Consider the following 22158-nt stretch of genomic DNA (forward strand, 5'->3'; position numbering starts at 1 on the left):
TGGTCGAACTCACCGCCGCCCGAACAGCCGCTCGATGTCGGCGAGCTTCAGCTCCACGTAGGTCGGGCGGCCGTGGTTGCACTGGCCGCTGTGCGGGGTGGCCTCCATCTGGCGCAGCAGGGCGTTCATCTCCTCCACGCTCAAGGACCGGCCGGCGCGGACGGAGCCGTGGCAGGCCATGGTGCCGCAGACGTCCTCCAGCTTTTCCTTGAGGGAGAGGGCGTCGCCAAGCTCCGCCAACTCCTCGGCGAGATCGCGGACGAGGCTCTTCACGTCGCTCTGGCCGAGCAGGGCCGGCACCTCGCGCACCAGGACGCAGCCGGGGCCGAAGCCCTCCACCACCAGCCCAAGCTCCGCCAGCTCCGCGGATCGGCCCAGCAGGCGGTTGGCGGAGGGCTCGTCCAGCTCCACCAGCTCTGGGATCAGCAGGGCTTGGCGCTTCACGCCGCCTTCCAGCAGGGCGGTCTTCATCCGCTCGTAGACAAGCCGTTCGTGGGCGGCGTGCTGGTCCACGATGACGATGCCCTCGGCCGTCTGGGCGACGATGTAGGTGTTGTGCAGCTGCGCGCGGGCCGCACCCAGCGGGTGCGTCTCCAGCGGCGGAGTGTTGGCGGCGGCCGGGGCGCCATACTCCGGCGGACGCGCGGCCGGCGCCGCCTGCCAGCCGGCGAGGCGCCCTTGCAGGGGCGGCAGCGGCGTGGCGTGCGGCGCCTGGAACGCGGCGGCCCGGTCGGCGAGCCCGCGCGGAACGACGGAGCCGTAGCTGCCGCCCCAGCTCTGCACCGGGTTGCGGTAGGGCAGGGGGGATTGCGCTGGGCCGGCCGCCGGATCGTCGGCCGCCTCCGGCCGCAGGGCGCCGAGGGTGGCGAGGCCCACGGTGGTGGAGGCGCGGTGCCCGGCCTCGGCCAGCGCGTGCTTCAGCGCGCCGACGATCAGCCCGCGCACCAGCCCCTGGTCGCGGAAGCGCACCTCCGCCTTGGCCGGGTGGACGTTGACGTCCACCTCCTGCGGGTCGAGGTCGAGGAACAGGGCCAGCATCGGGTGGCGGTCGCGCGGCAGGAAATCGGCGTACGCCGCGCGCACGGCGCCGACCATCAGCTTGTCGCGCACCGGGCGGCCGTTGACGAACAGGTGCTGGTGCCGCGCGGTGGGGCGGTGCAGTGTGGGCAGCCCGATCCAGCCGGCCAGCGTCACGCCCTCGCGCGCCGCCTGCACCGGCACGGCGTTGTCCTGGAAGTCGCGCCCCATCAGCGCGCCGAGCCGGGTCAGCCGCGCGTCCAGCAGGTCGCCCTGGGCGGCGGACAGGCGCAGCGCAGAGCGGTTGTCGCCATCCAGCGTGAAGGCCACGCCGGGGTGGGCCATGGCCAGCCGCTCGATGCAGTCGGCGATGTGGTCGAACTCGGTCCGCGCCGCCTTCAGGAACTTCAGGCGCGCCGGCACGGCGGCGAACAGGTCGCGCACCTCCACACGGGTGCCCTGGACCAGCGCGGCCGGTTGCGGCGCGCCCTTCAGCCCGGCGTCCACGGTCAGCGCCCAGGCGCTGTCGGCGCCGCGCGGCCGGCTGGTCAGCGTCAGCCGGCTGACCGCGCCGATGGAGGGCAGCGCCTCCCCCCGGAAGCCCAGGGAGCGGATGTCCAGCAGGTCGTCCGACGGCAGCTTGGAGGTGGCGTGGCGTTCCACCGCCAGGGCCAGTTCGTCCGGACCCATCCCGCAGCCGTCGTCGGTGATGGTGATCAGCGTCTTGCCGCCGTCGCGCACGACCACGTCGATGCGGGCGGCCCCGGCATCGATGGCGTTCTCCACCAGTTCCTTGACGGCGGCGGCGGGCCGCTCGATCACCTCGCCGGCGGCGATGCGGTTGACGAGCGTATCGGGCAGCATGCGGATCGGCATGGCCCAAATATAGTAGGCTGGCGGACGGAATACCACCACGCGCGGAGGGTGGCGGCGTCTTTGATCCCGCTCAGGCCACCGCTTCCTGGATGTCGTCGTAGAGTTCCTCGGCGGCCTGGGCGGCGGTCCAGGCGATTTCCACGACCTTGTCGGCTTGGCCGGACAGTTCGTTGAAGGACAGGCCGAGGTCGATCAGGACGAAGGATTTCTCGAACACCTTCAGCCAGCCGGGCTTGCCGGCGTTCAGCAGCTCCAGCGCGGAGTCCATCCGCTCCGCCCAGTCGCGGCCCTCGTTGATCATCTCCTGCTTGGCGACGATCTTGGTGATCAGGTCGTTGATCTGGGCTTCGAGCTTGGTCAGCGAGGTGGACAGGGTCTTGTTGTTGCGCGAGACGGTCTTCAGGTCCTTCATGGCCTTGTCGAGCTTGGTCAGCACCTTGCCAAGCTCGCGCGAGATTTCGTGGGATTTCACGTCCACGCCGTCCAGCTTGCTCAGGTACTGCTTCACGTCGCCCTGGCACTTGTTGATCGTCGCCAGCTCCGTTGCGAAGATGGTGTTGATCAGGGCCTTGCCGGTGTCCGACGCGTTGCGCGTGTGCGCCTTGTTGGCGTTGTAGGCCTTCACCAGCTTGGTGACCTGGCCGTTGATCGCCATGCGGAACTTCTCGGCCGACAGCCACAGCTTGCCCAGTTCCTTGAACAGGCCCAGGCAGCCCTTGATCAGGCCGTAGATGCCCAGCACCGCCGACAGGCCGCCGGTCGCCACCGCACCACCGACCCCGGCCGCCGAGATGACCACGCCGCCGATCTGAAGGCCGACGCGGACCGCCGCCCGCCACTTGTACTTGCTGTAGTCCTTGTTGGTCTTGATGATCTGCGCCCAGGCCTTCTTGACGCCGGCATCGACGTCCTTGGTCAGGCTGTTGGCCTTCATCTTCAGGCCGGCGAAGCAGACGTCGGCCGCGGCCTTCTGCATGGCGGCGTCGCCGACCAGCTTGGCGATCGCCTTGTCCGTCTTGGTGACCTCTGCCACCGCGTCGTCGATGAAGGCCTTGTAGGCGTCGGAAGCGGCGTCCTGGAGCTTCTGCCAGGACAGCGGGTCGTCCTGCAGCTTTTCGATGAATTCTTTATCGAAATCGATGCCGATGACGATGTTCAGCTTCCCGCCGCCGAAGGACAGGTTCTTGGGCTTCGCCTGCGCCAGGATGACCTTGGCCGCATCAGCCTCGATGAACTTCAAAACGGGCATCGGCGTCTCCACGCGTGCGGGGGCTTTTCCGCGAAAAAGCCTGACGGTGGAGGGCAGGCTGCGCCATGGAGGATTGCACCGATTTGGAGGATCGGGCGGGTACGCCCCACCCGCTGGGTGGCTTGTGCGTCCATTCCGGATGCGGGGGATTGCGCGGTCATCCGTGGCGCCGTGGACCGGCCCCGATCCCCCGCGAGGACTTGGCCGGCGCCTTCGGAAAATGCAACATTCACTTGTGTGCGGAAATCTCGCGGCACCCAATGTGAGTAAATTTGTCGTATTTTGCCGCTTTACGGTTGCGGATTATCCATATAACGAAAGGCATATATCAAAAATATTCCGGAGGCTATTATGGCTGCAACGTCTGGGACCACGACCTGCGCGGCGCCGGTCGATATTCCTTTGAGCGCCGTCGATTTCGACCCGGCGACGGGCTCGGGCTCCATGTCCGTGATCATCGGGACGCCCAGCGGAGACGCGCTCAATGTGCTGGTGGACACGGGATCGACCGGAATCGTCATCCCCGCCTCGTACCTGACCACCTCGACCGGCACTCCGCTCCCAGGCGTCACCTGTCTTGGCCCGGCGCAGATCACCTACTACCCCAAGGGCGACACGCAGTACGGCTATTATTACCTGGTGAAGAGTATGAGTCTGGGCCTGCTGTCGGGCAGCGGCTCCACCGCGACCTACGCGTGCGAAATCGGGCCGGTGGTCGTGTTCGGCATCCAGTGCTCCTCGGAGCCGGCCCAATCCACCGGATCCGACAGCACGGCGTCTTCCGGCACCGGAAGCGGCACGGGGGTGCCGATGGTGCCGGTGAGCGCGGGCTTCGGTATGTTCGGAGTCGGGTTCGGGCGATCGACGGACGGCTATGTGAACGGCTATTCGGCGAGCCCCACCCAAACCGGCGGGACAACCGACACGGTCTACACGCTCAGCAATCCGTTCCTGCACGCCAGCAGCAATTCGGTGTCGCTCTATCCCTCCTACATTCTGTCGTCGAAGGGGAGCGCGACGTCGCAAGGGACTGTGACCGCGGTAAACTACAATGGTAAGTTGGGCGTCTACACCGGCTACATCACCCTGGGCGTCACCTGCGAGACGTTTTCCTCGTCCAGCTACGGCGGGACGCTCGCCAAGCTGACGGAGGCCAACCCCCAGCCGGGGGTGCTCAACGCCACGACGCCCACGCCCGCCAGCGGCAGCAAATGCTCCTGTTCCCAGACACCGGTTCCGACACCCGGCAACTGGCCACCGCCGCCCGCCGCGATCACCTTTTGGGAAACCGCGACCGGGTCGATCACCCTTGCCGACAAGAGCGCCACGCCGCCCAGCACCACCTATACGACGGGCGTGCTGCTCGACACCGGCATCAACACGATGATCATCAACGACAGCACCGGCGCGACCATGGCGAGCAATCTCGCCAGTTACGAAGTCACCGTCGCGATCCCCGGATCGACGTCTGCGGCGATCATGTCCTACACCTTCACGATCAATGCCCAGACGTCGTCGACCACCACGTCGGCGGGGACGAGCAGCCAGTACTCGGTGGTGGCGCTCGGCACATCGAATGGCGGTCCGACCTCGCCGGCGCAGCCCGCCAGCGTCGGAGTCATCCAGGCGTCCACGACCATATCCACGGCCACTGGCTCTTCTGGCACGGGTTCCACCGGGACCTCGACCGACACACCTCAGCTTTTCGTGAACACCGGGATCAACGTGCTGAACTGCTACAACTACTTCTTCGACGCCAGCGCCGGCTACATCGGCTTCGCGCCGGTGCCGACGTAAACGCGAGCGTCGCGGTTTCCTTCCGGCGCCCTCCTTCCGGCAAAAGCCGGGGGAGGGCGTTCGGTTGCCGGCCGATCACGCCGACGCTCATCGCGCCGACACTTCAGCTTTCACGGGAAGCGCTTCGTCCTCCGCTTCCGGCTCGGCGGGGGCGGCGGGGCAGCTGGCCTGGGACGGGCCGGTGACGACGTCGAAATCGAAATCAGACATGGTGTGACCTCCGGTTTGTAAGGGAGGCCGCTTCGACCATCTGGCGGGACTGTGCGTGCACCGGGTGCTGAAAACACAAAAGCCGCCTCTGGTCGGGCGGCTTTGGGTGCATCGCGTACGTACGCTGCCTAGGCCGCCGGTGTGTACCAGCGGTACCAAAATCGGCCCAGAAGGGCGGAAGAGGCGGGGCGCACGAGCTTCATGGCGCGGACGGTACGCCGAAGGGGCGTGCCGTGCAAGGGGTTTGTTAATCCCCTCCCCCAGCAGGGCTGGGAGAGGGGGGATAAAGCGCTCAGCGGGTCTTGCGGTACCAGCTGATCAGGCCGTTGGTGGAGCTGTCGTGGGTCAGCGCCGCGGTCGGGCCGTCCTGGAGCTCGGGGAGGATCTTGCCGGCCAGCTGCTTGCCCAGTTCCACGCCCCACTGGTCGAAGCTGTTGATGTTCCACACGATGCCCTGCACGAACACCTTGTGCTCGTACAGCGCGATCAGCGCGCCCAGCGTGCGGGGGTCGAGCTTCTTGAACAGGATGCTGTTGGACGGCTTGTTGCCCTCGAACACGCGGTGCGGGACCAGCGCGTCGATCGCTTCCGGAGACTTGCCGGACTTGGCCATCTCCGCCCGCACCTCGTCGGCGGTCTTGCCGCGCATCAGCGCTTCCGGCTGGGCGAAGAAGTTCGACAGCAGGATGCGGTGATGGTCGCCGATGGGGTTGTGCGTCTCCACCGGGGCCAGGAAGTCGGCTGGGACGACCGAGGTGCCCTGGTGGATCAGCTGGTAGAACGCATGCTGGCCGTTGGTGCCGGGCTCCCCGAAGACGATGGGGCCGGTGGCGTAGTGCACGCGGTTGCCGTTGCGGTCCACCGACTTGCCGTTGCTCTCCATGTCCAGCTGCTGGAGGTAGGCGGGGAAGCGGTGCATGTACTGGTCGTAAGGCAGGACGGCGTGCGCCTGCGCGCCCCAGAAATTCACGTACCAGACGCCCAGCATGCCCATCAGCACGGGCATGTTGCGCTCCAGCGGCGCGGTGCGGAAATGCTCGTCCATGGCGTGGGCGCCGGCCAGCAGCTCGTAGAAACGGTCCATGCCGATGCCGAGCGCGATGGGCAGGCCGATCGCCGACCACAGGGAATAGCGGCCGCCGACCCAGTCCCAGAAGCCGAACATGTTCGCCGGGTCGATGCCGAATTTCTTCACCTCCGCCTCGTTGGTGGAGACGGCGACGAAATGCTTGGCGACATGGGCCGGGTCGCCGGCGGTTTCCAGGAACCAGCGGCGGGCGGTGTGGGCGTTGGTCAGCGTCTCCTGCGTCGTGAAGGTCTTGGATGCGACGACGAACAGGGTCGTCTCCGGGTCCAGCCACTCCAGCGTTTCGCTGATGTGGGTGCCGTCCACGTTGGAGACGAAATGCACGCCGATCTGCGGGTGCAGGTAGGGCTTCAGCGCCTCCGTCACCATCACCGGGCCGAGGTCGGAGCCGCCGATGCCGATGTTCACGATGTCGGTGATCGGGTGGCCGGTGTAGCCGGTCCAGGCGCCGTCGCGCACCTGTTTGACGAAGCGCTCCATGCGGTGGAGCACGCCGTTGACCTCCGGCATCACGTCCTGGCCGTCGACCAGCACGGGCGTGTTGGAGCGGTTGCGCAGCGCCGTGTGCAGGACCGCGCGGTCCTCCGTGATGTTGACCTTGTCGCCCGAGACCATGCGGTCGCGCCAATCCTCCACCCGCTGCTGGCGGGCGAGGTCGAGCAGGAGGGTGCGCGTCTCCTCGGTGATCCGATTTTTCGAATAATCGAACAGCAGGCCGCAGGCTTCCAGCGAGAAGCGGGCGAAACGGTCCGGGTCCGCGGCGAACAGGTCGCGCATGTGCAGCGACGCGGAGTCCTCGCGATGACGGACCAGGGCTTCCCAGGCGGGCGAACGGGTGAGCGCTGACATTGGGCTTTTGCCTCCTTTACGCGTGCGCGGAGCCTAGCATCAAACGGCGCGGGCAGGGTACGCGCCAAAGCGGCGCATTGAACGCCTATGAAGGGATAGGAAACCCGCATAGGCCCGCCTGTGTTCTTTTCGGGACAGGAGGACAGCGATGACCGAACCGAAAGAGCGTATCGACGATCCAAGGCCGGCGGAACCCACGGGAATTCCGCCCGAACCGACGGAAGAGGAACGGCGGGAAGACGACCGGCCGGACCAGATCGGGATCATTCCCGGCAAGGTGCCCGGGCGGCCGGTGGAGCCGGGGGATCCGAGGTTCCCGGGGAGCCAGCCGGACTTGGCGTGAGGGGAAACCTCTCTCCCGCCGGAGGCGGGAGAGAGGTGATTTGCCCTCAGCTCCCGCCGTCGATGGTCTTGGTGGCGGTGACGCCTTCGGGGCGGCCGACCAGGACGGTCAGGAGGCGCGCGGGGTCGAGCAGGCGCTTGGCGACGCGCTGCACGTCGTCGCGCGTGACGGCGTTGATCAGCGCGTCGCGCTTGTCGAGATAGTCGATGCCCAGACGGTCGCGGCGGACCGACAGCAGGATGCGGGCGATGGCCTGCGTGCTGCTGAACTGCAGCGGGAAACTGCCGGTCAGGTAGGTCTTGGCGTCGGCCAGTTCCTGGTCGGTGACGCCGCCCTCGGCCATGCGCTTCCATTCCTGGCGCATGATGTCCAGCGCCTGGCCGGCCTTGGCATTCACCGTGTTGCCGCCGGCCATGACCAGCGCGGTGTGGTCCAGCGAGATCAGATAGCTGTAGACGCCGTAGCTGAGGCCGCGCTTCTCGCGCACCTCCTCCATCAGGCGGGAGCCGAAGCCGGCGCCGCCCAGGACGTAGTTCATCACGGTCGCGGCGTACCAGTCCGGATCGGCGCGCTTGATGCCGGGCTGGCCCATCAGCATGACCGTCTGGGCGGTCGGGCGCGTGGCGACCAGCGTCTCGCCCAGGCCCTTCGGCTCGGCATCCGTGACGGTGGGCAGCGTGGCCTTGGCCGGCAAGGCGCCGAAGATGCGGTCGACCGCGCGGCCGAGGTCGTCCGGCGTGATGTCGCCGGTGGCGGTGACCAGCAGCCGGTCGCGGCCGAACTGGGTCTTCACGAAGGTACGCAGGTCGTCCGGCCCGATGGTCGGCAGGGTCTCCAGCGTGCCGCGGATCTCGTCGCCGTAGGGATGGCCGGGGTAGGCGGTCGCGTAGAACAGCCGCCGCGCGACGTAGCTGGGGTCGGCCTGGTCGCGGCGCAGGCTGGACAGCACAGCGGCGCGCATGCGCTCCACCGCCTCCGGGTCGAAGCGCGGCTCGTTGAGCGACAGGCGGGCCAGTTCGACGGCCTCGTCGCGGCGGTCGCTCAGCGTGCGCAGGTTGCCGGTGAAGGCGTCGCGCCCGGCGTCGAAGCCGAGGCCAATGGCGTTGTCCTGGAGCTTTGCCGCGAAGGCTTGGCTGTCGTAGGGCCCCGCGCCCTCGTCCAGCGTGCGGGCGGCGAGGTTGGCGAGCCCGTCCTTGCCCTTGGGATCGGCCGCGCCGACGCCCTCGAACGCCCATTCCAGCGCGATGATCGGGTTCTTATGGTCCTCCACCAGCCAAGCCTCGATCCCGCCGGGGCTGACCACGCGCTTGATCTCGATGGCGTGGGAGGGGAAGGCGGTGAAGGCCGTCAGGAGGAGGGCGAGGATGGGGAGTATTGCCCCCACCCCGACCCTCCCCCGCTGGGCGGGGGAGGGAGTGGGAAGCGCCTTCTCCCCCTCCCCCGCCCAGCGGGGGAGGGTCGGGGTGGGGGTCGCTTGGCGAGCGTGCGCGTTCATCTCAGCTTCCCTTGTCCTGGAGCGGCAGCAGCAAGCCGGTGACGTGGTTGGTCTTGCCCAGAATGGCGCGGGCGGCGGCGTTCACCTGGTCGGCGGTCACCGCGTCGATGCGCACGGGCCAGTTCTCCACGTCGTCGATGGTCTGGCCGGTGGCGAGGGCCGCGCCGAGCGCCTGGGCGGGGCCGGTCAGGCTGTCGCGGGCGTAGGCGGCCTCCGCCAGCATGCGCTTCTTGGCGGTGGCGACCTCCTCCTCCGTCACGCCCTTTTCGACAACTTTGCGGATCTCGGCCTCCAGCGCCGTTTCCAGCTTGTCCATGGGAACGCCGGCCGCAGGGGTGGCGCCGGCGCCGATGCTGGACAGGTCCCAGGCCGACGGGCTGTAGCCGAGATAGGCGGAGGTGGCCACTTTCTGGTCCACCACGAGGCTGCGGTAGAGGCGCGAGGTCGGGCCGCCGCTCATGATCTCCGACAGGACCTCCAGCGGGTAGGCGTAGCCCTCCTTGTCCGTGCGGTAGGAGGGGGCGAGCCAGTTGCGCCGGATGGAGGGCTGGCGCACCTCGTCGTCGCGCAGGATGACGCGGCGGGCGGCGCTGATCGGCGGCTCCTGCACACGGGTGCGCTCCGGCACCGGGCGGGCGGGGATGGCGCCGTAGTATTTTTCGGCCAGCGGCTTCAGTTCCTCCGCCGACACGTCGCCGGAGACGACCAGGATCGCGTTGTTGGGCGTGTACCAGGTCTTGTAGAAGCGCTCCGCCTCCTCCCGCGTCAGGGTCGACATCTCCTGCGGCCAACCGATCACCGGGGTGCCGTAGGGGTGGTGGACGTAGAGGGTGGCGTTGATCTGCTCCCCGATGCGGTCGGCGGGCTCGTTCTCGATGCGCTGGCGGCGCTCCTCGATGATGACGTCGCGCTCCGGATAGACGACCTGGTCGGTAAGGCGGAGGTTCGACATGCGGTCGGCCTCCATCTTCATGACCAACTCCAGCCGGTCGCGGGCGACGTTCTGGTAATAGGCCGTGTAGTCCCAGGAGGTGAAGGCGTTGTCGCGCCCGCCGTTCTTGGCGACGATGCGCGAGAAGGCGCCGGCGGGCACCGCGTCCGTCCCCTTGAACATCAGGTGTTCCAGGAAATGGGCGATGCCGGAGACGCCGCGCTCCTCGTCGGCGGCGCCCACCCGGTACCAGACCATGTGGGTCACCACGGGCACGCGGCGGTTGGTGACCACCACCACCTGCATGCCGTTGGACAGGGTGAAGGTCTCGGGGAAGAAGACGCCCTTTTCGACCGCGAGGGCGGGGCTGGCTGGGACGAGCGCCAAGGGGGCGGCTATCGCGAGCGCTCCCGCCGCGGCGAGGCGGCGCAGGAGGCGTGTGGCGGCGGACATGGTGCCTCTCGCTTCCGGGAAAAGAAAAGGGGCGCTCCCCGGCCGAGGAGCGCCCCCTGGATAATGGTGCGGCGGGCCGCTTAGAACAATCCTTCCAACGGCGCCTTGCGCTTGCGCTCGATGGTCGGGGTGACGCCGTCGTTGAGCGCTTTGCCCTGGGCCTGGGCCTCGCGCAGGCGCTGCGATTCCTTCTTCGGGTCCACGACGGAGAAGGGCTGCTCCTGCGTCTGCCAGAACAGCAGCGTGTCGATCCAGTGCTTGTCGGCGACGATCAGCTGCGTCGTCTCCTGGTCGACCTTGTTGCGGATGCCCGGCTCGATGCCGCTCTTGGCGCCGGCCTGGGCGATCAGGGCGTTCTCGCCCGCCGACTTGGCGCCGCCGCCGGCCGTCGCCAGGGCGCGCGAGGTGCCGCCGAACACGCTGGCTGCGGCGACGGAGGTGGCGGTGGCGTCCTGCGGGCGGGGCGCGCCGGGGCGGGGCGGCGGCAGGTTGCTCATGCTCGGCGGCAGGGTGAGCGGCGCGCGGGACACGACGGAGAACTCGTCCGGGCTTTGGCGGTCGAGGCCGATGGAGCGGCGCACGTCCGAGCAGCCGGCGAGCGCCAGCGCGACGAGTGCCAGACCCAGCATCGGGGCCCGGCTGCGCCGCAGGGCGGAGGAGGCGGTGGAGAACATCGTCACGATCAAGTCCCGTCGTCTATCAGGCCGCATCCCTTATAGCGGCTCCGTCGCGTGATCTATTACGACTTTTCGCGGCCGGCGAACAGCCCGTCGATGACCAGAAGGGCGACTCCGACGCTGATTCCGCTGTCCGCGACGTTGAAGGCCCAGAAATGCCACCCGCCGACATGGAAGTCGAGGAAGTCGGCGACCGCGCCGAAGCGGAAGCGGTCGATGACGTTGCCGATGGCCCCGCCGATGACCATCCCGATGGCCAGCGCCACGAAGCGCCGCTCTGCCTGGCGCAGCCACAGCAGCATCGCCACCACGATGGCCAGCGCCACCGCGCTCAGCACGTAGGGCATGAAGGCGTGGGAGCTGCCGAAGGTGCCGAAGCTGACCCCGGTGTTCCAGGCCATCACGAGGTTGAAGAAGGGCGTGACCTCGACGACGTGCGGGTAGGGCTGCATGACCACGTCGAGGATCCACCATTTGGTGAGCTGGTCGAGGACGACCACCACCGCCGCGACGAGCAGTCCGAAGACCGTGAAGCTGCGGGTTCCGGACGCGGAGAGGGTGCTCATGAGGGGCTCTTTCTCCTTCCCCCTCTCCCCGCCCTACCAAATGAATGGGGGGAGAGGGTCGGGGTGAGGGGGTTGCGCTTGTGCCGGACGTGAGGGAGTTGCGAGCCCCCCTCACCCTAACCCTCTCCCCAGAGGGGAGAGGGGATAGAGGTTAAAACGCCGGCTCGGCCTCGACGGCTTCGGCGCAACGGAGGCACAGCGTCGGGTGAGTGCTGTCCGTGCCGACTTCCGGCAGGACGCGCCAGCAGCGCTCGCACTTGCCGCCGTCGGCGAGGCCGGGGACCACCGCGATGCCGGCGACGTCCGGAAGGACGAACGCTCCTTCCGGAGCGCTGCCCTCCGTCACCTCGATCTGCGAGGTGATGCAGATCTCCGCGAAGTCGACGTCGGCCAGCAGGGCCTTGGTCGCCGCGTCCACATAGACGGTCGGTTCGGCCTGGAGGGACGAGCCGATCTTCTTGTTGGCGCGCTCCAACTCCAGCGCACCGGTGACGGTGCGGCGGACGTTGCGGATCGCCTCCCACTTGGCGGCCAGATCGTCGTTGCGCCAGTCGGCGGGGATGGCCGGGAAGAGTCGCAGGTGCACGCTCTCCTCGGTCCAGCCCTCGACGCCTTGCAGCCCCTCCGGCCGGGCGAGCCACGCCTCCTCCGCGGTGAAGCAGAGGATCGGTGCGAGCCAGGCGGTCAGGGTGGAGAGCAGATGCTCCATCACCGTGCGGACCGAGCGGCGGCGGACCGAGCCGACCGCGTCGCAATAGAGGCTGTCCTTGCGGACGTCGAAGTAGAAGGCCGACAGCTCCACGGCGCAGAAATTGTGGATCGCCACGGACAGGTCGTGGAAGTCGTAGGCCTCGATCTTCGCGCGGACCAGCGCGTCCAGCTCCGACAGGCGGTGCAGGACCCAGCGCTCCAGCTCCGGCATCTCCGCCACGGCGATGCGCTCCGCCGGGGTGTAGTCGGCCAAGGCGCCCAGGATATAGCGCAGCGTGTTGCGCAGGCGGCGGTAGTGGTCGGCCTGATACTTGATGATCTCTGGCCCGATGCGCTGGTCCTCGGTGTAGTCGGTGCTGACCACCCAGAGGCGCAGGATGTCGGCGCCGTACTTGTCGCAGACCTCCTGCGGGGCGACGACGTTGCCCAGCGACTTGGACATCTTGCGGCCCTGCTCGTCGAGCGTGAAGCCGTGCGTCAGCACCGCGTCGTAGGGCGCGCGGCCGCGCGTGCCGCAGCTTTCCAGCAGCGAGGAGTGGAACCAGCCGCGGTGCTGGTCGGAGCCTTCCAGGTACAGCGACGCCGGCCACTTCAGCTCCGGCCGCTGCTCCAGCACGAAGGCGTGGGTCGAGCCGGACTCGAACCACACGTCCACGATGTCCTTGACCTGCTCGTAGTCGTCGGCGCGGTAGGCGTTGCCGAGGAAGTCCTGCGCCGGGCGGGCGAACCACGCGTCGGAGCCTTCCTTCTCGAAGACGTCGGCAATGCGGGTGAAGACGTCGGCGTCGCGCAGGATCTCGCCGGTGTCCTTGCGGACGAACAGCGCGATCGGCACGCCCCAGGCGCGCTGGCGGCTGATGCACCAGTCCGGCCGCTGCTCGATCATCGAGCGGATGCGGTTCTCGCCCTGGGCGGGGAACCACGTCGTGTCGGAGATGGCCTGCAGGGCGACCTTGCGCAGGTCGTTCGTCTCCATGGAGATGAACCACTGCGGCGTGGTGCGGAAGATCAGCGGGGCCTTGGAGCGCCAGCTGTGCGGGTAGCTGTGCTTGATCTTGCCCTTGGCGAGCAGGGCGCCGACCTCCGCGAAGGCCTTCAGCACGGCGCCGTTGGCCTCGCCCGGCTTGCCCTCGGCGGTGTAGACGCGCAGTCCCGCGAACATCGGGACATGGTCGTAGTAGCGGCCGTCCTCGCCCACCGTCTGCGGCACCTCGATGCCGTTGGCCTGGCCCAGGTGGAAGTCGTCCTCACCGTGGCCCGGTGCGATGTGCACGAAGCCGGTGCCGGCGTCGGTGGTGACGAAGTCGCCGGCCAGCAGCGGCACCTTGAAGTCGTAGCCGCCGCGGGTCAGCGGGTGGTGGCAATAGCCGCCGGCCAGACGCGAGCCGGGGAACTTGTGCAACTGGCGCGCGTCGGCGATCTTCGCTTCCTTGAAGACGCTCTCGGCCAGCGCGGTGGCCATGACCAGCCGCTCACCCACCTGGGCAAGGCTGCCCTCCTCGACCGCCAGCACCTTGTAGACGGCGTATTCGATGTCGTCGCCATAGGCGATGGCGCGGTTGCCCGGCAACGTCCAGGGCGTGGTCGTCCAGATGACGATGTTGGCATCGTCAACCTCCGGCGTCGGCGAGCCCCAGATGGCGAAGCGCGCGAAGACGGTGGTGGAGGTGTGGTCGTGGTACTCGATCTCCGCCTCGGCCAGCGCGGTCTTCTCCACGACCGACCACATGACCGGCTTGGCGCCCTTGTAGAGGCCGCCGTTCATGGCGAACTTGTGGATCTCGCGGACGATCTGCGCCTCGGCGGGCAGGGTCATGGTCAGGTACGGGTCGGCCCAGTTGCCTTCCACGCCCAGGCGGCGGAATTCGCCGGCCTGGATGTCCACCCACTTCTGGGCGAACTGGCGGCATTCGGCGCGGAACTGGTTGAGCGGAACCTGGTCCTTGTCCTTGCCTTCGGCCCGGTACTTCTCCTCGATCTTCCACTCGATGGGCAGGCCGTGGCAGTCCCAGCCGGGCACGTAGTTGGAATCGAAGCCCTGCATCTGGCGCGAGCGGACGATGACGTCCTTCAGCACCTTGTTGACGGCGTGGCCGATGTGGATGTTGCCGTTGGCATACGGCGGGCCGTCGTGGAGGATGAACTTCTCCCGACCCTTGGCCGTGTCGCGCAGCCGCTGGAAGAGGCTCATCTCCTCCCAGCGCTTCAGCAGTTCGGGTTCCTTGGTCGGCAGGCCGCCGCGCATGGGGAAGTCGGTGCGCGGAAGGAAGACGGTGGACTTGTAGTCGCGGGTCATCGGGGGGTGTTTCCTGAAACCTGGAGCAGAACCGTCGGGCGGCGGCGGTCAGGCCCCCGACACACGCATGAAGGCAGTCCCGGCCCCCCTCAGGAGGCCGGGTTGGTAATTCGCGCCGTGCGCGTCATGACCCACGCCGAGAACGTCATGGCGCGGATATTAGCCGTGTGTGCGGTGCGGTCAAGGCGTGGTGCCCGTTGCCGTGCCTCAGTCGAAGCTGGACTTGCCGCCATGGGCGGCGGACCAGCTCACCGGGTCGTTCAGGAACTTCTCGACTTCCGAGAGCGTGTTGGCGTCGAAATACTGGTTGTCGCGGGCGACCTTCAGCACGTCCCACCAGGTGCACAGCTCGTGCAGGCGGACGCCGATCTTCTCCATGTTGGTTTTCGACTGCGGGAAGATGCCGTAGTGGAAGATCACGAAGCTGTCGGTCACCACCGCACCGCCGTTGCGCAGCGCCGTGACGAAGTTCTCCTTGCTCTTGCCGTCGGTCGCCAGGTCCTCGACCAGGATGACGCGCTGCCCCTCGGCCAGCAGGCCCTCGATCTGGGCGTTGCGGCCGAAGCCCTTGGGCTTCTTGCGGACATACTGCATGGGCAATTCCAGCCGCTCGGCGATCCAGGCCGCGAAGGGGATGCCCGCCGTCTCGCCGCCGGCCACCGCATCGATGCTCTCGTAGCCGATCTCGCGCAGGATGGTCGCGACGGCGAAGTCCATCAGCGCCTTGCGGGCGCGCGGAAAGGACACGATGCGCCGGCAGTCGGTGTAGACCGGGCTCGCCCAGCCGGAGGTGAAGATGAAGGGCTGGTCGGCGTTGAAGTGCAGCGCCTTGATCTCCAGCAGGATCTTGGCCGCGGTGGCGGCGATGGTTTCCCGATCAGGAAGTGCGGCGGACGCGGTGGTCATGGAGGAACGGCTCCCGGGCAGGGTCAATCTGCCCCGTGTGTAGCCCCCCGGCGGCCGAATCGCAATGGGGTGGGGCTGGGCCGCTCAGTCCAGCCCGTGCCGGTTGGCCGGGAAGAACGCGTCGTCCAGGATCTGGTCGAGCGTGTAGGGGCATTCCGCGGGCAATGCGTCGGCCGGCACGTCGTCGAACAGTTCCAGGGCCGATGCCGTCAGTTTCCGCCCATCGCTCCAAGCGTCGGGAAGCAGGTCCGGCAGGAGTCGCTTCAGAGTGCCGCTCTTCCGGACAGCCTTCTGGGCACGGTTGCGGTGTTCGATCACGCTCAGGCGCCATTTCTTGCGGGGCTCGACCGCCGGCGACTGTTCCAGCTTGAGAAGGTGTTCGATCACCCGCGTCAGGGCGCGGTCGAGTGCGTTTTCTTCGCTGCGGCCCAAGCTTTCGACCTCCTCCGCCAAGTGCTCCAGGTCCAGCTCGGAGTTGACGCGCGTCTCCGCCATCCGGCGCAGGGCGGAGGCCTGCTCCTGGGTCCAGGCGTACCAGTCGGTGTCGTAGAGGCGGCCGTCGGGCATGGCGACCCTCGCGATTGCTTGGAATCAGGATAACGGTGGACGGCGCGGGCTGTCCACCGGGCGCCGCATCACTTCGCCGGCAGGTTCAGGCGGATGCAGCGGGTCAGCACGGTGTTGCCGGTCATCTCGCGGTAGACCTGCGTGATGACCGGTTCGGCGGCCTTGCACTGGTCCAGCGTGTCGAAGTCGATGGTGGTCGGGCCGCCCTGGTTCAGGATGAACAGCAGCAGGATCACGCGCTCCATCGCTTCCTTCCCTCTTCTATCTTTTTGGGCCGGTCAGCCCTTCGCCAGCACGGCCCGCGCGGCGGCGGCGTCCTGGACGATCTGGTCCTTCAGCTCGGCGAAGCTGCCGAACTTGCGCTCCGGGCGCAAGAAGTCGATGAGCTGAACGCGCAGGTGCTGGCCGTAGAGGTCGCCGTCGAAGTCGAACAGGTGCGTCTCCAGCCGCTCCACCGTGCCACCGACGGTCGGGCGGCGGCCCAGGTTGGCGACGCCGTCGCGCCAGACCGTGTCCAGGCCATGGTCGACGCCCGTCCGCACCGCGTAGACGCCGAAGGCCGGGCGCAGGTAGTCGGCCAGCTCCACGTTGGCGGTGGGGAAGCCGATGGTGCGGCCCTTGTGGTCGCCATGCTCCACGCGTCCCTCGATCTCCCAAGGGGAGCCCAGCAGGCGGGCGGCCTCGCGCGGGTTGCCGGCGACCAGCGCGTTGCGGATGCGGGTGGAGGAGTAGACGCCGCCGGCCTCGTCGGCGATCGTGCCGACCTCCGTCACGCCGAAACCGTGCAGCAGCCCCGCCTGCTTCAGCAGGGCCGGGTCGCCGCGGCGGCCGTGGCCGAACAGGAAATCGTAGCCGCAGACGACGTGCCGCGCGCCCAGGCCCCGCACCAGATCGTCCTCGATGAAGGCCTCGGCCGACTTGTGCAGGAAGCTGTCGTCAAAATGGCAGACGAACAGCAGGTCCACGCCCAGCGCCTCGATGTGGCGGGCCTTCACGCGGAAGGGCGACAGGCGGAAGGGCGCGTCGGCCGGCCGGAAGACGGAGCGCGGGTGCGGCTCGAAGGTCAGCACCGCCGACGGCGCGCCGAGGTCGCGGGCGATCCGCTGGGCGGTGCCGATCACCGCCTGGTGACCGCGGTGCACCCCGTCGAAGTTGCCCAGCGCGACGACTGCCCCTCGGGCGTCGGCCGGCAGGTCGGCGGTGTGTCGGAACAATCGCATGCGTGCACGCCCTGATCTCTGCGGGCCGTCTTCGGCCCCCGAAACGACGGCGGCCCGCCGGTGGGCGGGCCAATGCCTTGGGCGACTATATAGAACGGAGCCGGCGCGTGGTCTACGCACCGGCTCGCATCAATACATTTCGATGGAAAAAGGCAATCCCGGAGGCGGTCAGCCGCGGGAGGGGACCATCAGCAGCGCCTCGCCCTCAATCACCACCGTCTGCCCCACCGTGCAGACGGTACGGACGACGACGCGGCGCTTTTCCGGGATCAGCTCGGTCACGGTGGCGCGGGCGGTCACCGTGTCGCCGGCGCGGACCGGCGCCTTGAACTTCAGGTTCTGGGACATGTAGATGCAGCCCGGGCCCGGCAGCTTGGTGCCCAGCACGGCGGAGATGAAGCCGGCGCTCAGCATGCCGTGGGCGATGCGGCCCTGGAACATGGTGCCGCTGGCGTATTCCTGGTTCAGGTGGACCGGGTTCGTGTCGCCGGAGATGCCGGCGAACAGCACGATGTCCGCCTCGGTGACGGTCTTGGCGAAGGACGCCGTCATGCCGACGGTGAGATCCTCGATGCAGTGGCCCTCGTTGTCCTTGATCTGGCGAACATCGTCCATGACGCGGTCCCTCTCATCAGGCGCCGGGTGGGCGCGGCAACACGTATGGTGCGGCGCGATATATGCACTGCAACCACATCATGGCAACACGACTCGCCCGAAAAAATGAAAAAATCTCTAAGGCGCCTTCGAAAGAGGCGGCGGCCTTCTCGACTTGTGTGACACTTGCGCGATAGATCGGGCGAGGGCGCGCTGCGATTCCCGTTGCCAAAGGCTATTTCAATCCGACGGCCTTCTGCTGCAACACCATGCGGCACAATCACTTAGCGAAGGATGCGGGCAAGAGCGGCGGGCTTCCATGGTGCGGCGGATTGTCGCAACGGCGCCCGGACCACTTCCGGTCGTGCCGTTGCGATCTCCGTCATTTCGTCTCAAACCTTTGCGCATTACTCGCCACCATTCGTTTGCATACGCACAATAGATGTGCGCTGCGGTGCGGCGGCGAAGGGCCGGTTCCGGCCAGCCGGGTTGACTTCCTTAAACACCGACCAACCGTCACAAGCGACACCCCCGGCGACGGAGTCCCGACCCATGATGGCCCACCGCTTCGCGCTGGTCACCGGCGCATCTTCCGGCATCGGCGCCTGCTTCGCCCGCGCCTTGCCGGCCGACACCAACCTGCTTCTGACTGCCCGCAACGCGGAGGCGCTGAACGGCCTGAAAACGGAACTGGAAACCGGCGGCCGCCGGGTGGAGGTGCTGGCCGCCGACCTGACCACCGACGAGGGGCGCAACGCCCTGATCCTGAAGGCGGAGGCGCTGGAGATCGACCTGCTGGTCAACAACGCCGGCGTCGGCTCCTTCGGCGCCGTCATCGAGAACACGCCGGAGTTCGAGCGCTCCACCGTGGAGTTGAACGTCGTGGCGACCACGGTGCTGACCCGCGCCCTGTTGCCGGGCATGATCGAGCGCGCTGCCCGCGACGACCGGCGCGCCGGGCTTCTGCTGGTGTCCAGCACCACCGCCTTCCAGCCGGTGCCGTTCCTGGCCACCTACAGCGCCAGCAAAAGCTTCGTCCTGGCCTATGGTGAGGCGCTGGCGGCGGAGCTGCGGCGCAAGCCGGTGGACGTGCTGGTGCTGTGCCCCGGCGCCACCCGCACCAACTTCGGCCGGCGCGCCGGTTTCGCCCTGAACGCGCTGCCGGGCGCCGCCGACCCGATGGACGTGGCGCGCGAGGGGCTGCACGCGCTGGGGCGGCGCACGGTGCATGTGCACGGGTTCGGCACCCGCAACGTGCTGCGCCCCTTCCTGTGGTCGCGCCACGCGGCGTCGGGCGGCTTGAGCGCCCTGCTCGCCGCCTTCGACCGGGGCCAGCGGGCCGGCCGGGGCTTCCGGCCGCCGCCACGGGCCTGATCCGGCGGGTTTAGACGGGATTACTCGCTGCTGCCCGAACCGGTCGCGGGCTGGTCGCCCGAGGCGCCGGCCTGGGTGTTGGCCGGCTTCTCGGCGGCCGGCTTTTCAGCAGTCTGGGTCTTGTCCGCCTTCTCGGCCTTGGCCTCGACCTTTTCCTTCACGGCCTCGGTTGGCTGCTCGGAGGGCTTGGCCTCCACGCGGACCGGGGCGACGCCGTCGTCGATCATGTCCAGCTTCTTGGCGGCGTTCTTCGACAGGTCGATCACCCGCCCGTCCACATAGGGGCCGCGGTCGTTGACGATGACCTCGACCTTCTTGCCGTTTTCCTGGTTGGTCACCGTGGCCTTGGTGCCGAGCGGAAGCTCGCGCGAGGCGGCGGTCGGCTTGTTCTGGTCGAAGGGCGTGCCACTGGCCGTCTTCTTGCCGTGGAAGTCGCTGCCGTAGAAGGAGGCCTCGCCCTCATGGACGATGACGGGCTCGCCGTTTTCCGTGCGTTCGACGGCGACGGGCGGGACCTTCGCCTTTTCGCCTTTGGCCTTTACGACCTTCGCGCTCTTGGCGCTGTGGTGCCGGGCGGCGGCCGACTTGGCCGCGTGCGGCTTGCCCCTGTGGAATGTGGAGTGAGACTTGGGCTCGGCGGGTTTTAAGCTGTGGGTCGTCCCGCTTGGCTGGGCGTGGGCCGGTGTGGCGATCACCGGAAGGGTGAGGGTCAGCGCGCAAAGCGCCACGAACAGAGTACGCGGAATGTGCATATGTCAGTACCTCCCAACGGTCTTGGAAACGCACAGCGGGGGAGGGTGTTCCGGCATAGGGATAAGGAGCGGAGGATGAACGGCCGGGCGGGGTGGACCTGACCGGCCCGCAATGCTTCAATCGCAGCGCCAACCAGACGGAGCGACATCATGGCCGAAACCCTGGCGGATCTGCGCTCGGACCCGCTGTTCGGCTGGCTGACCCTGGACGACGGGACTCGGCTGCGCACCGCGCATTGGCCATCCTTTGTCACACCCGCGCGCGGCACGGTCGTGCTGCTGACCGGCCGGTCGGAGTTCGTGGAGAAGTATGCGGAGACGGCCGGGGAGTTGCTGGACCGCGGTTTCGAGGTCTTCGCCTTCGACTGGCGCAACCAGGGCCTGTCGGACCGGCCGCTCGCCAACCCGCAGATCCACCACCTGGACAGCTTCGACACGCTGGCCGACGACCTGGACGCGGTGATCGAGCGCGTGGTGCGGCCGGCAGCCGGGGGGAGTCCGCTGGTCCTGCTCGCCCACTCCATGGGGGGGCTGGTCGCGACGCTGGAGGTGGCGCGCCACCCGGATTGGTACAAGGCGGCGATCGTCACCGCGCCGATGTACGACATCTTCACCGGCCCGGTGCCGCGCCCGCTGGCGGTGTGGCTGGCCGAGCAGCTGTGCGCCCGCGGCCGGGCGCGCGAATACGCCTTCGGCCAGGGCGACTACAAGCCGGCGGAGGGGCTGTTCACCCCGGCCAACCCGATCACCTCCGACGCGCGGCGCTACGCCGTGTTCCACGACGCCTTCCGCGACCGGCCGGAGCTTCGGCTGGGCGGAGTCAGCTTCGGCTGGGTGCGGGCGGCGCTGCGCGCGTCCGACCAGCTGCTGCGCGGCCTGCCGCTGGGGCGGGTGACGACCCCGGTGCTGCTGCTGAGCGCGCCGAAGGACGCCATCGTGCGCTCCGACTCACACCGGCTGGTCGCCGCCCGCCTGCCCAACGCGACGCTGAAGGAATATCCGGACGCCAAGCACGAGCTGCTGATGGAGCGCGACGCGATCCGCGACCGTGTGTGGGCGGACATCGACGCGTTCCTCGCCACGGTGGGGCTTTGAGTGTTGAACGTCGGCCGGCCTTTGCGCTTATAAATCCGTACCCATTCGGTCTGCTTTCAAGGTCCACCACCCCATGCCCGATTTCTGGAGAGAGTCCGGTTACCACCTGCTGGATCGCGACGCCGACGGGCGGCTCGCCGTCACGCCGGACTTCCTGCGCGCCTACCTGATGCGGCCGGAGATGCGCCCGCCCGAGGAAGCCTGCGACACCGAGAACACGCTCTACGCCGGCCTGCTGGACGACCCGACGCGCCCCGTGCCGCCGGGCATGGTGGAGGATCTCGCCGACGCGGACGCGCGGGAGAACTGGGCGGTCTGGCTGGGCTTCCGCGACCGGCTGCTCGCCGCCGGGACGGTCGAGGGCTGCTATCTGCGCCTGTTCCGCGAGGGCGCGCGCGGCGTGCCGGGCCTGTTCATCGACCAGCTGGCGCACGTCATCCTGCGCGGCATCCTGGACGAGACGCCGTCGGGACTGCGCGCGCGGGCCGGTGAGCTGTTCTTCCGGCAACAGGCGGTGTCGGTCGAGGGCGGGCGCGTTCGGCTGGCCGACGCGGAGACGGTGGAGATGCTGTCCGCCACCGGTGGCTTCGGAAGCCTGGGCCGGCTGGTGGTGGAGGCGGGAACCGCGCCGCGCTCCGTCGAGATGGACATCCTGGACGAGACCAATCACGGGCAGTATTGGGACCGCGAGTCGGCGCATGACACGGTGCTGGACGTCACCTTCGCCGCCGCCGGGCTGGACGCGCTGAGCCGCGTGCTGGAGTCCTGGGTGGCCCATTTCCTGGGGGTGAAGGTCGCCATCCACCCTGTGCAGCGGATCAGCGACGAGCGCTGGGTTTGGCACGTCGGGCTCGACGCCGAGGCGACCGCCATCCTGAACGACCTCTACAACGGCGCGGAGGTGACTGAGGAGCGGCTGGCCCGCGTGCTGTCCCTGTTCCGGCTGGAGTTCGCCGACCCCGCGGCCATGCGCGCCGACCTTGCCGGCCGGCCGGTCTATCTGGCCATGGCCATGGGCGCCGACCGCAAGCTGCGCCTGAAGCCGCAGAACCTGCTGGTGAACCTGCCGCTCGCCGAGCGGAGCTGACGGCCG

Annotated in this window: 20 protein-coding genes; 5 read left to right on the forward strand and 15 right to left on the reverse strand. The window is 68.3% G+C overall.

Annotated features, from left to right (window positions below; translation table 11 throughout):
* Positions 1-9 precede the first annotated feature (9 nt).
* Both mutL and M2351_RS03055 read right to left on the reverse strand, forming a co-directional pair.
* Entirely contained in the window at positions 10-1893 is a 1884-nt protein-coding gene (gene mutL / locus M2351_RS03050; RefSeq protein WP_264654679.1) for a DNA mismatch repair endonuclease MutL, read from the reverse strand.
* A gap of 70 nt (positions 1894-1963) precedes the next feature.
* A complete protein-coding gene (locus tag M2351_RS03055; RefSeq protein ID WP_264654680.1) occupies positions 1964-3142 on the reverse strand; it encodes a hypothetical protein in 1179 nt (392 codons plus the stop codon).
* Positions 3143-3493: 351 nt separating this feature from the next.
* Between M2351_RS03055 and M2351_RS03060 the strand changes: the two genes are divergently transcribed.
* A complete protein-coding gene (locus M2351_RS03060) occupies positions 3494-4939 on the forward strand; it encodes a hypothetical protein (protein ID WP_264654681.1) in 1446 nt (481 codons plus the stop codon).
* Between the two features lie 87 nt (positions 4940-5026).
* On the opposite strand, the gene M2351_RS03065 is transcribed toward M2351_RS03060, so the two are convergent.
* Together M2351_RS03065 and pgi are read right to left on the reverse strand one after the other, a co-directional pair.
* Complete coding sequence (locus M2351_RS03065; RefSeq protein ID WP_264654682.1) at positions 5027-5149, reverse strand: hypothetical protein; 123 nt, start codon at positions 5147-5149, stop codon at positions 5027-5029.
* Positions 5150-5441: 292 nt separating this feature from the next.
* Positions 5442-7085: a glucose-6-phosphate isomerase gene (pgi, locus tag M2351_RS03070; RefSeq protein ID WP_264654683.1), complete on the reverse strand. Its 1644-nt coding sequence runs from the start codon at positions 7083-7085 to the stop codon at positions 5442-5444.
* Between the two features lie 148 nt (positions 7086-7233).
* On the opposite strand from pgi, the gene M2351_RS03075 reads away from it, so the two are divergent.
* A complete protein-coding gene (locus tag M2351_RS03075; RefSeq protein ID WP_264654684.1) occupies positions 7234-7428 on the forward strand; it encodes a hypothetical protein in 195 nt (64 codons plus the stop codon).
* A 46-nt stretch (positions 7429-7474) separates the two neighbouring features.
* On the opposite strand, the gene M2351_RS03080 is transcribed toward M2351_RS03075, so the two are convergent.
* The 10 genes from M2351_RS03080 to M2351_RS03125 all read right to left on the reverse strand — a co-directional run bounded on the left by M2351_RS03080 (position 7475) and on the right by M2351_RS03125 (position 17865).
* Entirely contained in the window at positions 7475-8923 is a 1449-nt protein-coding gene (locus M2351_RS03080) for a M16 family metallopeptidase (RefSeq protein WP_264654685.1), read from the reverse strand.
* A 1-nt stretch (position 8924) separates the two neighbouring features.
* Positions 8925-10307 (reverse strand): M16 family metallopeptidase, encoded by a 1383-nt coding sequence (locus M2351_RS03085; RefSeq protein ID WP_264654686.1) that lies wholly within the window; start codon positions 10305-10307, stop codon positions 8925-8927.
* Between the two features lie 80 nt (positions 10308-10387).
* A complete protein-coding gene (locus M2351_RS03090) occupies positions 10388-10981 on the reverse strand; it encodes a DUF3035 domain-containing protein (protein ID WP_264656829.1) in 594 nt (197 codons plus the stop codon).
* Positions 10982-11046: 65 nt separating this feature from the next.
* The gene (gene lspA / locus M2351_RS03095) at positions 11047-11550 is read right to left on the reverse strand and encodes a signal peptidase II (RefSeq protein WP_264654687.1); all 504 of its coding nucleotides are present in this window, start codon (positions 11548-11550) and stop codon (positions 11047-11049) included.
* 151 nt (positions 11551-11701) lie between these two features.
* Positions 11702-14557 carry an isoleucine--tRNA ligase gene (gene ileS, locus M2351_RS03100; protein WP_264654688.1) on the reverse strand — a complete coding sequence of 952 codons (2856 nt, stop codon included), beginning with the start codon at positions 14555-14557 and terminating at the stop codon, positions 11702-11704.
* A gap of 207 nt (positions 14558-14764) precedes the next feature.
* Positions 14765-15463, reverse strand: a complete 699-nt coding sequence (locus tag M2351_RS03105; protein ID WP_264654689.1) for an orotate phosphoribosyltransferase — start codon at positions 15461-15463, stop codon at positions 14765-14767.
* Positions 15464-15547: 84 nt separating this feature from the next.
* On the reverse strand, positions 15548-16030 hold the full coding sequence (locus M2351_RS03110) for a DUF29 domain-containing protein (RefSeq protein ID WP_264654690.1): 483 nt from the start codon (positions 16028-16030) through the stop codon (positions 15548-15550).
* 68 nt (positions 16031-16098) lie between these two features.
* Complete coding sequence (locus tag M2351_RS03115; RefSeq protein ID WP_264654691.1) at positions 16099-16275, reverse strand: hypothetical protein; 177 nt, start codon at positions 16273-16275, stop codon at positions 16099-16101.
* A gap of 33 nt (positions 16276-16308) precedes the next feature.
* Positions 16309-17250 (reverse strand): bifunctional riboflavin kinase/FAD synthetase, encoded by a 942-nt coding sequence (locus tag M2351_RS03120; RefSeq protein ID WP_264654692.1) that lies wholly within the window; start codon positions 17248-17250, stop codon positions 16309-16311.
* 168 nt (positions 17251-17418) lie between these two features.
* Entirely contained in the window at positions 17419-17865 is a 447-nt protein-coding gene (locus M2351_RS03125) for a MaoC family dehydratase (protein ID WP_264654693.1), read from the reverse strand.
* A gap of 531 nt (positions 17866-18396) precedes the next feature.
* On the opposite strand from M2351_RS03125, the gene M2351_RS03130 reads away from it, so the two are divergent.
* Positions 18397-19218, forward strand: a complete 822-nt coding sequence (locus M2351_RS03130; RefSeq protein ID WP_264654694.1) for an SDR family NAD(P)-dependent oxidoreductase — start codon at positions 18397-18399, stop codon at positions 19216-19218.
* A gap of 20 nt (positions 19219-19238) precedes the next feature.
* Here the strand turns inward: M2351_RS03130 and M2351_RS03135 are convergent, their stop codons facing one another.
* The gene (locus tag M2351_RS03135) at positions 19239-19970 is read right to left on the reverse strand and encodes a septal ring lytic transglycosylase RlpA family protein (RefSeq protein WP_264654695.1); all 732 of its coding nucleotides are present in this window, start codon (positions 19968-19970) and stop codon (positions 19239-19241) included.
* Between the two features lie 150 nt (positions 19971-20120).
* Here M2351_RS03135 and M2351_RS03140 point away from each other — a divergent pair, with 150 nt between their 5' ends.
* Complete coding sequence (locus tag M2351_RS03140; protein ID WP_264654696.1) at positions 20121-21065, forward strand: alpha/beta fold hydrolase; 945 nt, start codon at positions 20121-20123, stop codon at positions 21063-21065.
* A 73-nt stretch (positions 21066-21138) separates the two neighbouring features.
* Complete coding sequence (locus M2351_RS03145) at positions 21139-22152, forward strand: DUF6352 family protein (RefSeq protein ID WP_264654697.1); 1014 nt, start codon at positions 21139-21141, stop codon at positions 22150-22152.
* Positions 22153-22158 lie beyond the last annotated feature (6 nt).

Source organism: Azospirillum canadense, assembly GCF_025961225.1.
GTDB classification, from domain to species: domain Bacteria; phylum Pseudomonadota; class Alphaproteobacteria; order Azospirillales; family Azospirillaceae; genus Azospirillum; species Azospirillum canadense.